Raw genomic sequence first — 13,024 nt, forward strand, 5'->3', positions numbered from 1 at the left:
ATCCTTACAACTCGTTCGTAAGCTCTCCACGGAAAACAATGTTGGACGGGCCGGTCATTGTGGCTTCGCCGTCTGCGAGCACGACCTCTATGGAACCGCCGGGCACGTTCACAACGACAGAGCCGTTTTCGATGCCCGCATCCGCCAAAGCGGCCTGCGCGGCGGCCACGGTGCCGGTGCCGCACGAGCGGGTTTCCCCCACGCCTCGTTCCCAGACACGCATGTGGACCGCACCGTCGGTGAGTTCGGTAAGCACTTCCACGTTGACGCCCTTGGGGAAAAACTCGGGGTCGAACTCAGGGGCCACAAACTCCATATCCGCAAGGTCCGAGGGGGTCATCCCCGGAATCACGCACGCCAGGTGGGGGTTGCCCACGTCCACGCCGATGCCCGCGAACTGCTGCTCGCCCATCGCCGCGGTGGACACACCGGTGACCTCGACGCGGCCCATGCCCACGGAGACAATCGCGTCGGCGCAGTCGGCGGAGATCACCCGGATGTGCTTGACACCGGCGCGGGTGTCAACGTCGAACTCGGAGGCGTCTACAAGCCCTTCGGCAACCAAGACGTGGGCGAACGCCCGAATGCCGTTTCCACACATCTCCGCAACGGTGCCGTCGGCGTTGCGGTAGTCCATGAACCAGATACCATTTTCGGCTCCCGCTCGGCGCACCACGCGCAGCAGTCCGTCGCCGCCGACACCTGCGCGACGGTCGCACAGAAACGCGACCTGCTCCGGGGTGACGTCGAGCTTGTCATCGACGTCGATGAGGACGACGAAGTCGTTTTCGGTGGCGTGCGCTTTAAGGAATTTCACGCCAGCGAGTCTAACGCGGCACCGACCACGTCCGCCCCTGCGGCGTCCAGCCACACCGTTCGCGGGTCGCGGTTGAACCAGGAGCGCTGACGGCGCACATAGCGGCGGGTGCCGGTGATGGTCTGTTCCACCGCCTCTTTCTCGGTCAGTTCCCCGTCGAGCATCGCCAGGACTTGGGCGTAGCCGATGGCGCGTCCGGCGGTGGAATCCCGCACCAGGCCGGAGTCCACCAGGCCACGTGTTTCGTCGATAAGCCCCTGCTCGAACATGAGCCTGGTGCGCAGCTCGATTCGAGGGTTCAGCCATTCTGGCTGCGTGCGAAGCCCGAGGATGCGGGTGCCCCAGCGCGGCTCAGCGTTCTTCGGCGGCTGGGACGCCTGGAAGGGTTTGCCCGTCAGCTCGATCACCTCGAGGGCGCGGACGGTGCGGCGCGGGTCCTTGTCCTCGATCACACGCGCGGCCTCCGGGTCCACCTGCGCCAGCTCTGCGTGCAGTGCATCTACGCCGATGTCCGCCAGCCGGTGCTCGTACTTCGCGCGCACGGCTGGATCGGTGGGTGGGAACGCCCAGGCGTCGATAAGCGACTGCGCATACAGCATCGACCCGCCCACGAGCACCGGCACCTTGCCGCGCGCCATGATCCCCTCCACCGTCGCAACCGCCAGCTCCTGGTACTCCGCAACGGACGCGGTGCGCGTGACGTCCCAGATGTCTAGCAGGTGGTGCGGGATCCCTTCTCGCTCATCCACAGCCAGCTTGGCGGTGCCGATATCCATGCCCTTGTACAGCTGCATGGAGTCGACGTTCACCACCTCGCCGCCGAGCTTGCGGGCAAGCGCGATGCCTAGCGCGGACTTGCCGCTGGCCGTGGGGCCTACTACTGCGATCGGTCTCATACGCACCACTGCGCCACATATCGGCCAACGCCAAGGGTGTTGTCATGGTCGATCAACGCCGCATCGCGTCGCGGCAGAGCCGCAAGCTGGTGCCAAAGCGCAGGCTCGGGCAGCAGCTTATCGACGACCTCCGGTTCCCCGCCATCGAGCCACCCACACAGCCGTTGGTGGTACTCCGGTGCGCCCTCTACCAGCGCAAGTGGGGCGCGCGGCGTGAGCCCGGCCGGGCCATCCAGCACCACCACGGTGACCGAGTCTGTGTCGGGGCTGCCGATGTCGTCCCGGACCGCGCGTACAGGCAGGTCCCCTATCGAATACCGCGCGACGAGCTCGCCCAGGTAATTGCCCCCGCGCACGGTGATCTGCGGCCCGCCCCAGGCGGCGAATGTGCCGGTTCGGGAGGTGCGCCAACGCTCATCCATGGAACAGACGATGTCGATCGGCCGCCCCGCAGCAGTACCCGCGAGCTTTCTCATGGCTTGGAGGAGGCGGCGCGAAGCTGCGTCATCAGGCGAAAGCGCGAGCGCGGGCGATCCCGGCACGATCCAAAGGTTGGGTCTCACGCGCACAACCCTACCCAGCGCCCCGATTGCTCCCCGCAGTGGAGAGACTGGCTGTAATATCGCACGCATTGCGCAAGGCAGCCGCGACGCGCGGCACAGTGCGGCCGACGAGGCCGCGGAAAGGATGTCCCCGATGACTGAGTCCAACACCCCGCATTCCACTCCGACCCCGGGCACGAAGGTGCCGTCGCCCGCCGCGATGGCGAAAAAACCCGGGCCGCGCCCGGGCGCCACGGTAAAAACCGTCACCCCGGCACCAATGCCCGCACGTGAACCGTCGGATCCGTCGAAATTCGGCCGCGTAGACGAAGATGGCAACGTTTTCCTCACCCGCCGTGGCGAGGAGCGCCAGATCGGCTCCTGGCAGGCGGGGACCCCGGAGGAGGGACTGGCGCACTACGGCCAACGCTACGACGATTTGGTCACCGAAGTCGAGCTACTTGAGACCCGCCTGCGCGCCCACCCGGAGGAAGCCGATTCCATCCGCAAATCCGCCGAAGCACTGAAGGCGTCGCTGGCCGACGCCGCCGTGATCGGCGACATCGATGCCGTGGAGGCCCGCCTGGACAAGGCGATCGACGCCTCCGATTCCGCGCGAGAGAAGGCGAAGGAGCAGAAAGCGCAGCGCCGCCGCGATGCGATCGCCCGCAAGGAGAAGCTCGCTGCTGAAGCGGAGGATCTCGCGGAAAACTCGACCGAATGGAAGGCAGCAGGCGACCGCATCCGCGAGATCTTGGAAGAATGGCGCGGCATCCGCGGCATCGACCGGGCGACAGACGACGAGCTGTGGAAGCGCTATTCGCGCGCCCGCGACAGCTTCAACCGCCGCCGCGGCTCCCACTTCGCAGAGCTGGATCGCGGCCGCGCGCAGGCAAGGAAAGCTAAGGAAGAGCTGGTGGAGCGCGCCGAGGCGCTGAAAGACTCCACCGAGTGGGGCGAGACGGCCCGCGCGTACCGCGACCTCATGGCAGAGTGGAAGGCTGCCGGCCGCGCCCCGCGCGAGGTGGACGACAAGCTGTGGGAACGCTTCCGTGCAGCCCAAGACCACTTCTTCGAGGCCCGCAACGCCGTCAACGCCGAGCGCGACCGCGAGTTCGAGGCTAACGCCGAGGCCAAGGATGCCCTGCTGGCGGAGTACGACGCACAGGTCGACCCGGCGAAAGGGCTGGGTGGTGCGAAGGCGAAGCTGCGCGAGCTGCAGGACAAGTGGGACGAGATCGGCTATGTCCCACGCGGGCGTGTGCGCGAGTTCGAGGACAAGATCGCGCGCATCGAGCAGCGTGTAGCGGATGCCGAGGACTCCCGCTGGCGCAAGACCGACCCGGCGCAGCAGGACAAGGCGAATCAGTTCCAGGTCAAGGCGGACGAGTTCGTACGCCAGGCCGAGGCCGCAGAGGCGAAGGGCGACGCGGCGAAGGCCGCCTCGCTCCGCGAGCAGGCGCAGCAGTGGCAGGAGTTCGCCGACGTGGCCGCCAAGGCTGTCAACGAGGGCTAGTGCTGCACCCTCACCTGTTCGTCCCCCGCCCAGATCACGGCGACAGCGCCGAGGCTGTGGTCGGGGGCTACGCGTTTTCCGCCACGCTGGCCATTCAGGACATCACTGGCCTTGCCACCTCCGGTGTGTCCGCGCCCCACATTGCCAAGCGCCTCGAGCCGTCCGCTGAGTCGGAGGCGATGCTGTTCGGGCTAACGTCTGCGCAGCACCTCCGCCCAGTTACGGATGTGGGATATCCCGAGCTGTTCGCCGACGATCTCGACGACCTCGATGCCTGGTTGTTCGTCTCCCTGCCGCTTCTGGAGGACCGCGGGGTCATTGAAGCCAACTTCACCTTCGACTCCAAGCTCGCGCCGCTTCCAGGCGAGCCCATCCCCGCCGCACCGTGGGCCAGCGCCCTGACGCTTCTCGACGATCTCTCGGTCCGCCTCAACCGCCCCACGCGCCAACTCTGGGTGACTCACACCGTCAATGCGGACGAACCGCCGAAGGTGCGGGACTTCGGCTACGTTCCAGCGTTCCGCGAGGACCAGGCGACCTTCGACGCCTCTGCGGTTGCCACACTGCCTGGCACATCGCCGTGCGAGCTCGACGTTGTCGAAGGTCCCGGATTTTCCTCCCGGCGCACCGCAGCGCCGGAGGAGGTGCAACAGTTCTCCCGTCTGCTCACCGCAGCCTCCCGCGACTACCCGCGCGGCGATCTCGTCATGGACACCATTGAGTGGGACCTCGCCCGCATCCGCGACGCTGGCGCGCGGCTCAACGACCGCGGTGGCGCGCAGCTGACAGGCCTCGTCTACGTCGACGGCGAGATTGTGGGCCTGTGTGAAGTGGTCCGCTACGCCTCCGGCAACCCCAAAGTGTGCGAACTGGGCTTGGTCTACGTTCTGCCCGGGCACCGCGGCCGCGGCATCGGCTCAAACATGCTCCGTGCCTCCCTCGAACAGGCGACGCACGTGTGGGAAGACGTGGAAACGGTGTACTGCTCCTACCCCGCCGACGCCCCCGCCGCGAAGGCCGTCATGCGCGCCTTGGACGCCGAAGTGGTTTCTGCCACCACCGCCTGGCAGAAGTACTAATCCAATCGCTTGTGGCGCTGGGCGGCGCGGGACCTTCGGTCGTCGATAAGCAACGGGTTTTCAGTCTCCCTCGTCGCCGCCTGCTGGGCGAGCGCGACTTGGTCCCGGCCTTGAGCCTCAGCGCGTTCGCGGGCGACGGCCGCCTGCGATGCGTTGCGCGACAGAATGAGCGGGAAGATGGTAAATACCACGACGGCCGCCGAAAGAATAGCCAGGTAGTACCCGGGGCCGCGGTGGATATCCACCCCGCTGGAGTTGCGCAGCCAGATGCCCAGCACCGAGAACACGAGCGAGACGGCGGTAACCATCCAGGCAGGCACAGCCAGCGCGAACCGCTGAAACGCTACAACGAGCGTGGTCACAACGCCGACTCCGATAAAGGAAACCCACGCAAAGACATACTCCGTGATAGCGGTGTGTGCCTCCTCGGCCGCACTGCTAGCGGCGAGCACCTGCCAGCCGGAGGCGTCTCCGACAAACGGCAGGAACAGCGACACCAGGTACAGCGCAGCTGCCGCGCCGAGCACCCAACGCTTCGCCCCCATATCGACGGTGGAGGCTGCGGTTTTCTCCGCTTGGGCGAGGGATTCGGTGTTGGACTGCGTCATGTCGCCCAACTGTAGCCCTAGCCGCCGCAGCAGGCGGAATCCGCCGGCACAGCGGCGGGCCGGCCGATGGACGGCAGGCCGAGACCCACTCCGATCGGCGCGGTGGTGGGCACCTCGCCCCGCGCGGAGTTGTCGCCCGCCTGAGTGCGGCGGTGCTCGTGGATGCCGGAATCCGCGATCAGGTAGTGCGGCTTCGCCTCAGTGACGGTGACCGTGACGTAGTCGCCCGGGCGAACCTCGCCGTCAATGGCGCCCTCGAGTGCGAAGTGCACCAGGCGCCCGTCGCGGGCACGCCCCGACATGCGCTGAGTGCGGTCGTTTTTGCGGCCGTCTTCCTGCACTAAAAGTTCCTGGCGCGTACCGACGAGCTTCGCGTTCTCCTCCGCACTGATATGCTCCTGCAGCGCGTGAAGCCGCTCGAAGCGTTCCTGCACCACCGCCTTGGGGATTTGCTTCTCCATGTCCGCCGCTGGCGTGCCCGGGCGCGGCGAGTATTGGAACGTGAACGCAGAGGTAAAACGCGCCTTTTCCACCACGTCGAGCGTGGCCTGGAAATCCTCCTCGGTCTCACCCGGGAAACCAACGATGATGTCTGTGGTAATCGCGGCGTGCGGCAACTTCTCACGGACTTCGTCCAAGATGGCCAAGAACTTCTTCGAGCGGTAGGACCGGCGCATGTCCTTGAGTACCTTGTCCGAACCGGATTGCAGCGGCATGTGCAGCTGCGGGCACACGTTGGGCGTCTCCGCCATCGCATCAATGACGTCGGAGGTGAATTCCGCCGGGTGCGGGGAGGTAAACCGTACGCGTTCCAACCCCTCAATATCGCCGCAGGCGCGCAGCAGCTTCGAAAACGCGGAGCGGTCGCGCTCCATGTCGGCGTCGACAAAATTCACCCCGTAGGAGTTCACGTTTTGGCCGAGCAGGGTGACCTCAGAGACTCCCTGATCCACTAACGCCTTAACCTCCGCGAGGATCTCTCCCGGGCGGCGGTCGATCTCCTTGCCTCGCAGGCTGGGCACAATACAAAAGGTGCATGTGTTATTGCAGCCCACAGAGATGGACACCCAGCCGGCGTAGGAGGACTCACGCTTGGCGGGGAGTACGGACGGAAAGATCTCGAGGGATTCGGCAATCTCAACCTGGGCCTCGTCCTCCACGCGGGCACGGTCCAATAACGCCGGCAGCGCGGAGATATTGTGGGTGCCAAAGACAGCGTCGACCCACGGAGCCTTCTCGATAACGGTGTCGCGATCTTTCTGCGCGAGGCAACCACCGACGGCGATCTGCATGCCCGGGTGCTCAGCCTTGACGTTTTTCAACTGCCCAAGGGAGCCGTAGAGACGCTTATCCGCGTTATCGCGCACCGCGCAGGTGTTGAAGACCACTAGGTCCGGCTCCACTCCGGTCTCGGCCGCAACATAGCCAGCGTCCTCAAGCATGCCGGAGAGACGCTCGGAGTCGTGCACATTCATCTGGCAGCCGAATGTGCGCACCTCGTAAGTGCGCGGATTGCTGGTGTGGGTGCTGCTCGCCGTAGTCACGGCCAGACAGTCTAACCAGGAGGGCTACAACCGCGAAATGGCGTGAGCGAGCCCGTCGATCTGCTCGTCGGTGTGGCTGGCCATCACCGTCACCCGCAGCATGGCGGCACCTCGCGGCACGGTAGGCCAGCGGATGGCGGGCACGAAATACCCGGCGGCGCGCAGCGCGGCAGAGGCGCGTACCGCCTCGCCTTCGTCCCCGATGGGGACCGGGATGATAGGGCTCGGCCACTCCCCCATGCCGAGGTGCGTGGCCAGTCTGCGGATGTTGCGGTGCAGCGCCGGCACCGGGCTTTCTGCCCCTTCGAGGATTCCAATGGCGGCCGACACCGCCGCGCATGTGGCCGGAGCAGACGACGTGGAATACACGAACGTGCGGGCCTTCTGCCGCAGCATCCCCGCGACCGGGGCGGACGCAGCCACTGCCCCGCCCTCTACTCCGAGGGCTTTCGATGCGGTGGCGACGAGGATGTCCGGATGGTCGTCGAGAAGCGCGAAATGCTCGTTGATACCACGGCCGGTCGCGCCAAGGGTGCCGGTGCCGTGGGCGTCGTCGACCATGAGCGCCGCGCCGTGAGCACGGCATACCTCGAGCAACTCCGGTACTGGTGCAAGCGTGCCGTCCATCGAAAACAACCCGTCGGTGACCACGAGGGCGTTGCCGTTGTACTGGGCAAGCAACTCGCCGACGTGGGCGGGGTCCCGGTGGCGAAAGACGCGCACCGTCGCGCCCTGCGCTTTAGCGAGCCGGCAGCCGTCAATGATGCTGGCGTGGTTGCGCTCGTCGGAGAGGATGAGGACATCGGGCCCGGCAAGCGCCTGCAGCACACCCGTGTTGGCGAGAAACCCGGCGGAGAAAAATACGGCGTCCTCGTACCCGAGGAAGCGGGCGAAATCGCGCTCAACCTGGCGATGTGCCTCGGTGGTTCCGGTAGTCAGCCGTGATCCACCGGAGCCCACACCGAGCAGCGCAAGCGCATGTGCGGCGGCGCCCCTCACCGCGGGATGCTCCGCCAGGCCTAGGTAATTCGAAGAACTGAATAATACGTATTCCTCGCCGTCGATGCCGCTGACCGGGCCTTGGCCCGTGCAAAACACAGCGGGGGTGCGTTCGAGCCCAGCCGCTCGCCAGTTGTTGAGGACACGCTGGGCATCGCGGTCCAGCCAGCTCATTGAGCGCCTCCAACAAGCACGGGGGTGTGCTCGAGATAGTGGACCAAGTCTGCCGTATCGTTCGTGTCCACCACGAAAAGACGCCCACCTATAGGGGACCCCGCCGGTTTCATGTTTCTCACACGCAGGTAGCCGAGCGACTGCGTTGCCACGTAGCCAGTGGTGTAATCCGGATCGTCCGAAATACACACTTCCGCAAGCACCGCTGGGTGGTGGGCGACTTTGGAAGCGAGCACTAGCGCGTCGGTTATCCGCGTCTTTCCGGATCCCTGCTCGGGGCGCTCCCCCGTTGCTGTGGCGGCATCCATCGACGTCACCCGCACGCCGCGAGCATGATCCCGCTCGAGACGCTCGCCGGTGGAGGCATCGAAGAGGATCGCGCCACGCATGTCGCGCACGCTAGTTAAGAGTTCCCACGCGCGCTCCGCGTGCGGAGTCAGCGGGTCGAGGGTCCGCAGCACTACCTCGCGGGCTTCGTCCAGAGCGCGGGAGCCTGCCTCCGTGATCGAGAGGGCCGGGATACGCATGACATCGCCATGGATTGCTGCCACCGTAATCGTTATCGAATCGGGCTGGCCCTTGCCGTGAGAAAGCGCCCGCCGGCTCATGGCGGCGCAGACGGTGCCGACCTCGTGTTCCTCCACGATTCGCTCCGCGCCGGATATGTGGGCGCCGAGCGCGCTGGAGCGCATCTTCACGCTGAACAATGCCATGTTCACCAGTCTAAAAGACTGCCCTGAACACCGTTCAAGTTTTTTCGCTATTGTTCACGCTCCGCGATCCGCGCGTCGAGCTCTTCGCGCGCGATGCGCAACGCCATGCCCTGGTTGAAGCCGCGCCGCGCGAGAGCGCCGACAATGCGGCGCAGATACTTGTCATACTCGGCGCGGTCTGCGGGGGCGGTTCTGACCTTGCGTGCAGCTTTCGACGCAACCGCACGTGCGGTTCGCTCCTCATCGTCCTCGGAAATCTGCTCAAGAGCGGCGGTCCGGTCCGCCCCCGCGACACCCTTGTCCCGCAGCTCCATGTCCAAGGCTCGGGCGGATTTGCCCCGGCGAGCCGCACGCTGGCGTACCCACTCGTGGGCGAACTGAGCGTCGTTGACCAAGCCGGAGCCAGCGAGACCGTCGATCACCTCATCCACCAGCTGAGGCTCGAACTCCGCCTTGATCAACCGCTCCCGCAGCTCCGACCGGGAACGCGCACGCTGGTCCAGCAACCCTAGGGCACGCTTGCGAACTGGAGCCAGCGCTTCTTCACGCTCACGGTCGAACAGACCAGTGCCCGACTCGTACGCGTCAAGCGCAGCTTGCAGCCGGGCAACCTTGTCGGGATCCGGCACCCGCTACTCCGCGTTCGCCGGTGCCGCACCCGCCACATCGTCCTCATCATCGAAGTCGATGTTGGGGACCATGTCCACCGGGTCATCCGTCAGCTCGTCGGAGACGTTGGCGTACTTGCCCACGTGCAGCGCCTGGAAGATCTTGTCCTCGATCTCGTTTGCCAGGTCCGGGTTTTCTTTGAGGAAGATACGGGCCTTTTCCTTGCCCTGGCCTAGCTGGTCGCCTTCGTAGGTGAACCAAGAGCCGGACTTTTTCACAATGCCGTTTTCCACACCCATGTCAATGATGGAGGACTCGCGCGAAATACCCTCCCCGTACATGATGTCGAACTCGGCGATCTTGAACGGCGGGGAAACCTTGTTCTTGACCACCTTCATCTTGGTGCGGTTACCAATGGAATCTTGGCCGTCCTTCAGAGTTTGGATCCGTCGGACGTCGCAACGCACAGAGGCGTAGAACTTGAGCGCCTTACCGCCCGTAGTGGTCTCCGGCGAGCCGAACATCACGCCGATCTTCTCGCGCAGCTGGTTGATGAAGATCGCGGTAGTACCGGAGTTATACAGCGCACCGGTCATCTTTCGCAGCGCCTGGGACATCAGGCGAGCCTGCAGGCCGACGTGGCTGTCGCCCATCTCGCCTTCAATCTCGGCCTTTGGGGTCAGGGCGGCCACGGAGTCGATCACAATCATGTCGATCGCACCGGAGCGAACCAGCATGTCTGCAATTTCCAGCGCCTGCTCGCCGGTGTCCGGCTGGGAGACCAGGAGGTTATCGGTATCCACTCCGAGCTTTTTCGCGTAGTCGGGGTCGAGTGCGTGCTCGGCGTCGATGAATGCCGCAATGCCGCCGGCACGCTGCGCCTCCGCGATGGCGTGCAGCGCCACGGTGGTTTTACCGGACGATTCCGGACCGTAAATTTCGACGATGCGGCCGCGCGGCCAACCGCCGATGCCGAGCGCCACATCGATCGCGGTGTTACCCGAGGAAATGGACTGAATCGGCGGACGGTTTTCGTCGCCCAAGCGCATAACTGCGCCTTTGCCAAAGTCCTTCTCAATCATCGCCAATGCGGCGTCAAGAGCATTCTGGCGGTCATTGCCCGCCGAGGCGGCAGCCTTCTTCTTCGTTGCCATGTGGTGTTCAACCTCCAAGTAGTCGGCGGCGCGAGATGCGTCGCGTGCACAGTTTCCTCATTAGACGTATCGCCATACCGCTTCGGTTCCCTCAACTACCGAGAAAACTCCCGCGGAAAACGAGACACACTGTAGAACGCGACCGCGACACGCAAAACGATACACGCAAACGTGTTCGAACTGCAACGGGACACGCAACGCGTCGCCTTGGATTGGCAGACGCCTCAGCGCCCCGGGCGGTCGATGCCAAGGCGGCGCGCTTCGGGGATGTCGAACGCGTCGCACAGCCCCTGCCACGCTTCCCGCGGGTCCACACCATCGTCGATGAGCTCAGCTGACGTCTTGTCAAAGCCCGGCAGCACCTGAGTCTGGATGATCCACTGCGCCCGGCCGGAGCCGAACTCGTCCTGCACAAGCTGGTGAAACTCCGTCAAACGCATGGAGCCGAGGGTACACGCCACCGGCCCGGTACACTCCCGCGCATGAGCAAAAACTCCACTGCGCAGGACATCGCGCTGATTGCTGTCTTCGCCGCAATCATCATCATCCTCGGTTTCGTATCCATTCCCGTCGGCACCGCGGGCGTTCCCATCGTGCTACAAAACGCTGCCGTCATCCTCGCCGGGCTGGTGTTGGGGTGGCGCCGCGGATTCTTTACCGCCGCGATCTTCCTGCTTGTAGGCCTGGCGCTGCCGGTGCTCGCCGGCGGACGCACGGTTATCTCAGCACTCGGCGGCCCCACTGTGGGCTACCTCGCCGGCTACCTCGTATCCGCAGCGGTGGCGGGCGCCATCGCGTACACCGCCCCGTTCCGCTCGAACAAGGGGGCGACGGTGGGCGTGCTGGTTTTAGCCGGATTCATCGGTTTGTTTTTCCAGTACCTTTGCGGCGTGTTCGGTCTGATGTGGCGTGCGGAGATGACGTTCGGGGCGGCTTGGGCAGCACAGGCGCCGTTCCTCGTCCCTGACGCCGGCAAGACCGTACTCATGATCGCCATCGCGTTCGCGGTGCACCAGGCGTTTCCGGATCTGCGCGGGAGCCGTCGCTAAGCACAATGCCTGCCATCGAATTCCGCGACGCGGCCGTGAACTACGACGGCGAGCAAGTACTCGCGCCGCTCAACGTCAGCCTCACCGAGCAGCGCATCGGCGTCATCGGTTCAAACGGCTCCGGCAAATCCACCACGGTGCGACTGATCAACGGGCTGATCGAACCCACATCCGGGCTTGTGCTTTACGACGGGCTCACGCCCGAAAAACACGGCAAGGAGATCCGCAAACGCGTCGGGTTCGTCTTCTCCGACGCCGAATCGCAGATTGTCATGCCGCGCGTCGCCGACGACGTAGCCTTTTCATTGCGTCGCTTCAAACTGCCCCGCGACGAAGTGAAGCGCCGCGTGGCGGAAGTGCTTGAGCGCTTCGAGCTGACGGATCGTGCCGAGCACTCCCCCCACACCCTCTCCGGCGGCGAGAAGCAAATGCTCGCGTTGGCGTCAGTACTGGTGATCGAGCCGGACACCATTATCGCCGACGAGCCGACCACGCTTTTGGACCTGCGCAACCGGCGCCGCATCGTGCGCGAGTTGATGGCACTCGACCAGCAGCTCATCGTGGTCACCCACGACTTGGAGATGCTGTGCGACTTCGACCGGGTGCTGGTCATCGACGACGGCCAGCTGGTCTACGACGGCGCACCGGGTGAGGCCATTGCCTTCTACACCGACCTCATGGATGCGAAGCCATGATCCGGGAACTTCCCCTCGGTGTTTACGTGCCGGGGACGACGCTGTTGCACCGCATGGGAGCAGCGCTGAAATTCGTGTTGCTCGTAGCCTTCATCATCGGCGTCACCGCGTTGCCGACGCAGCCCTGGCACGCCGTGATCGCCCTTGCGTTCGTGGCTGCGCTCTACGTTTGGGCGCGTATCCCCGGCCGCGTGGCGTGGCGTCAGCTGGTGCCATTGCTGCCCGTGCTGGTCTTCCTCGGCGCATTTATGGTGTGGCAAAACGGCGTTGCATCCGCCCTCACGGTGCTTATCGGGCTTCTTGCCACCATTGCCGCCGCAAACCTGTTGACGTTGACCACCCCCGTGGAGGAACTACTTGCCGAACTGGACCGCGCACTTGCGCCGTTCGGGCGCGCCGGCGAGCTGGTGTCGCTGACCATCGCGTTGACGATTCGGTTGATCCCCCTCACGCTGGCGACTGCGAACGAGGTGCTCGACGCGCGCAAGGCCCGCGGCGTCGGCTTCTCCTTCACCGCATTCGGCATCCCGCTGGTGATTCGGTCTGTGCGCCGCGCGAAGATGATGGGGGAAGCGCTCATGGCCCGCGGCGCGGTGGACTAGCACCTGCTTAACGACGACGTTCCGCCC

General features: G+C 65.0%; 15 protein-coding genes. 5 read left to right on the forward strand and 10 right to left on the reverse strand.

From position 1 onward, the window contains the following. Positions 1-4 precede the first annotated feature (4 nt). Genes dapF through HMA55_RS04195 form a run of 3 tightly spaced genes read right to left on the reverse strand, consistent with a single transcriptional unit; the run spans position 5 to position 2,276 of the window. Complete coding sequence (gene dapF / locus HMA55_RS04185) at positions 5-817, reverse strand: diaminopimelate epimerase (RefSeq protein ID WP_181191810.1); 813 nt, start codon at positions 815-817, stop codon at positions 5-7. Further along, on the reverse strand, positions 814-1,713 hold the full coding sequence (miaA, locus tag HMA55_RS04190; RefSeq protein ID WP_181191811.1) for a tRNA (adenosine(37)-N6)-dimethylallyltransferase MiaA: 900 nt from the start codon (positions 1,711-1,713) through the stop codon (positions 814-816). The genes dapF and miaA overlap by 4 nt, the downstream gene beginning before the upstream one ends. Beyond that, positions 1,710-2,276: a hypothetical protein gene (locus tag HMA55_RS04195; RefSeq protein ID WP_181191812.1), complete on the reverse strand. Its 567-nt coding sequence runs from the start codon at positions 2,274-2,276 to the stop codon at positions 1,710-1,712. The genes miaA and HMA55_RS04195 overlap by 4 nt, the downstream gene beginning before the upstream one ends. Positions 2,277-2,409: 133 nt before the next feature. Between HMA55_RS04195 and HMA55_RS04200 the strand changes: the two genes are divergently transcribed. Both HMA55_RS04200 and HMA55_RS04205 read left to right on the forward strand, forming a co-directional pair. Next, entirely contained in the window at positions 2,410-3,771 is a 1,362-nt protein-coding gene (locus HMA55_RS04200; RefSeq protein WP_181191813.1) for a DUF349 domain-containing protein, read from the forward strand. Continuing rightward, positions 3,771-4,850, forward strand: coding sequence for a GNAT family N-acetyltransferase (locus tag HMA55_RS04205; RefSeq protein WP_257802301.1), 1,080 nt, complete (start codon positions 3,771-3,773; stop codon positions 4,848-4,850). The genes HMA55_RS04200 and HMA55_RS04205 overlap by 1 nt, the downstream gene beginning before the upstream one ends. Here the strand turns inward: HMA55_RS04205 and HMA55_RS04210 are convergent. From HMA55_RS04210 to HMA55_RS04240, 7 genes are all read right to left on the reverse strand, one after another. Beyond that, positions 4,847-5,458 (reverse strand): Rv2732c family membrane protein, encoded by a 612-nt coding sequence (locus HMA55_RS04210; RefSeq protein WP_181191814.1) that lies wholly within the window; start codon positions 5,456-5,458, stop codon positions 4,847-4,849. The two genes, HMA55_RS04205 and HMA55_RS04210, sit on opposite strands and share 4 nt — an antisense overlap. A 17-nt stretch (positions 5,459-5,475) precedes the next feature. Then, positions 5,476-7,008, reverse strand: a complete 1,533-nt coding sequence (miaB, locus tag HMA55_RS04215; protein WP_181192050.1) for a tRNA (N6-isopentenyl adenosine(37)-C2)-methylthiotransferase MiaB — start codon at positions 7,006-7,008, stop codon at positions 5,476-5,478. An 18-nt stretch (positions 7,009-7,026) separates the two neighbouring features. Beyond that, on the reverse strand, positions 7,027-8,175 hold the full coding sequence (locus HMA55_RS04220; RefSeq protein ID WP_181191815.1) for an aminotransferase class I/II-fold pyridoxal phosphate-dependent enzyme: 1,149 nt from the start codon (positions 8,173-8,175) through the stop codon (positions 7,027-7,029). Then, positions 8,172-8,888, reverse strand: coding sequence for a 6-carboxyhexanoate--CoA ligase (locus tag HMA55_RS04225; RefSeq protein ID WP_181191816.1), 717 nt, complete (start codon positions 8,886-8,888; stop codon positions 8,172-8,174). The genes HMA55_RS04220 and HMA55_RS04225 overlap by 4 nt, the downstream gene beginning before the upstream one ends. Before the next feature lie 47 nt (positions 8,889-8,935). Next, positions 8,936-9,517: a recombination regulator RecX gene (gene recX, locus HMA55_RS04230; RefSeq protein ID WP_181191817.1), complete on the reverse strand. Its 582-nt coding sequence runs from the start codon at positions 9,515-9,517 to the stop codon at positions 8,936-8,938. 3 nt (positions 9,518-9,520) lie between these two features. Further along, the gene (recA, locus tag HMA55_RS04235) at positions 9,521-10,651 is read right to left on the reverse strand and encodes a recombinase RecA (protein ID WP_181191818.1); all 1,131 of its coding nucleotides are present in this window, start codon (positions 10,649-10,651) and stop codon (positions 9,521-9,523) included. Positions 10,652-10,875: 224 nt separating this feature from the next. Beyond that, entirely contained in the window at positions 10,876-11,091 is a 216-nt protein-coding gene (locus HMA55_RS04240) for a DUF3046 domain-containing protein (RefSeq protein ID WP_181191819.1), read from the reverse strand. Positions 11,092-11,133: 42 nt separating this feature from the next. Here HMA55_RS04240 and HMA55_RS04245 point away from each other — a divergent pair, with 42 nt between their 5' ends. The 3 genes from HMA55_RS04245 to HMA55_RS04255 are packed head-to-tail and all read left to right on the forward strand — an operon-like array spanning position 11,134 to position 12,997. Beyond that, entirely contained in the window at positions 11,134-11,700 is a 567-nt protein-coding gene (locus tag HMA55_RS04245; RefSeq protein ID WP_181191820.1) for a biotin transporter BioY, read from the forward strand. Between the two features lie 5 nt (positions 11,701-11,705). After that, on the forward strand, positions 11,706-12,395 hold the full coding sequence (locus tag HMA55_RS04250; RefSeq protein WP_181191821.1) for an energy-coupling factor ABC transporter ATP-binding protein: 690 nt from the start codon (positions 11,706-11,708) through the stop codon (positions 12,393-12,395). Beyond that, complete coding sequence (locus HMA55_RS04255; RefSeq protein ID WP_181191822.1) at positions 12,392-12,997, forward strand: energy-coupling factor transporter transmembrane component T family protein; 606 nt, start codon at positions 12,392-12,394, stop codon at positions 12,995-12,997. The genes HMA55_RS04250 and HMA55_RS04255 overlap by 4 nt, the downstream gene beginning before the upstream one ends. Positions 12,998-13,024: the final 27 nt, after the last annotated feature.

The organism is Corynebacterium wankanglinii (genome assembly GCF_013601005.1).
Lineage (GTDB): Bacteria > Actinomycetota > Actinomycetes > Mycobacteriales > Mycobacteriaceae > Corynebacterium > Corynebacterium wankanglinii.

Excerpts from the sequence above, each read along its gene's own strand:
- HMA55_RS04200 (WP_181191813.1), top strand. The coding sequence starts at position 2,410 with ATGACTGAGTCCAACACCCCGCATTCCACTCCGACCCCGGGCACGAAG.
- HMA55_RS04225 (WP_181191816.1), bottom strand. The coding sequence starts at position 8,888 with ATGGCATTGTTCAGCGTGAAGATGCGCTCCAGCGCGCTCGGCGCCCAC.
- HMA55_RS04240 (WP_181191819.1), bottom strand. The coding sequence starts at position 11,091 with ATGCGTTTGACGGAGTTTCACCAGCTTGTGCAGGACGAGTTCGGCTCC.
- HMA55_RS04250 (WP_181191821.1), top strand. The coding sequence starts at position 11,706 with ATGCCTGCCATCGAATTCCGCGACGCGGCCGTGAACTACGACGGCGAG.
- recA (WP_181191818.1), bottom strand. The coding sequence starts at position 10,651 with ATGGCAACGAAGAAGAAGGCTGCCGCCTCGGCGGGCAATGACCGCCAG.
- HMA55_RS04255 (WP_181191822.1), top strand. The coding sequence starts at position 12,392 with ATGATCCGGGAACTTCCCCTCGGTGTTTACGTGCCGGGGACGACGCTG.
- miaA (WP_181191811.1), bottom strand. The coding sequence starts at position 1,713 with ATGAGACCGATCGCAGTAGTAGGCCCCACGGCCAGCGGCAAGTCCGCG.
- HMA55_RS04220 (WP_181191815.1), bottom strand. The coding sequence starts at position 8,175 with ATGAGCTGGCTGGACCGCGATGCCCAGCGTGTCCTCAACAACTGGCGA.
- HMA55_RS04210 (WP_181191814.1), bottom strand. The coding sequence starts at position 5,458 with ATGACGCAGTCCAACACCGAATCCCTCGCCCAAGCGGAGAAAACCGCA.
- HMA55_RS04245 (WP_181191820.1), top strand. The coding sequence starts at position 11,134 with ATGAGCAAAAACTCCACTGCGCAGGACATCGCGCTGATTGCTGTCTTC.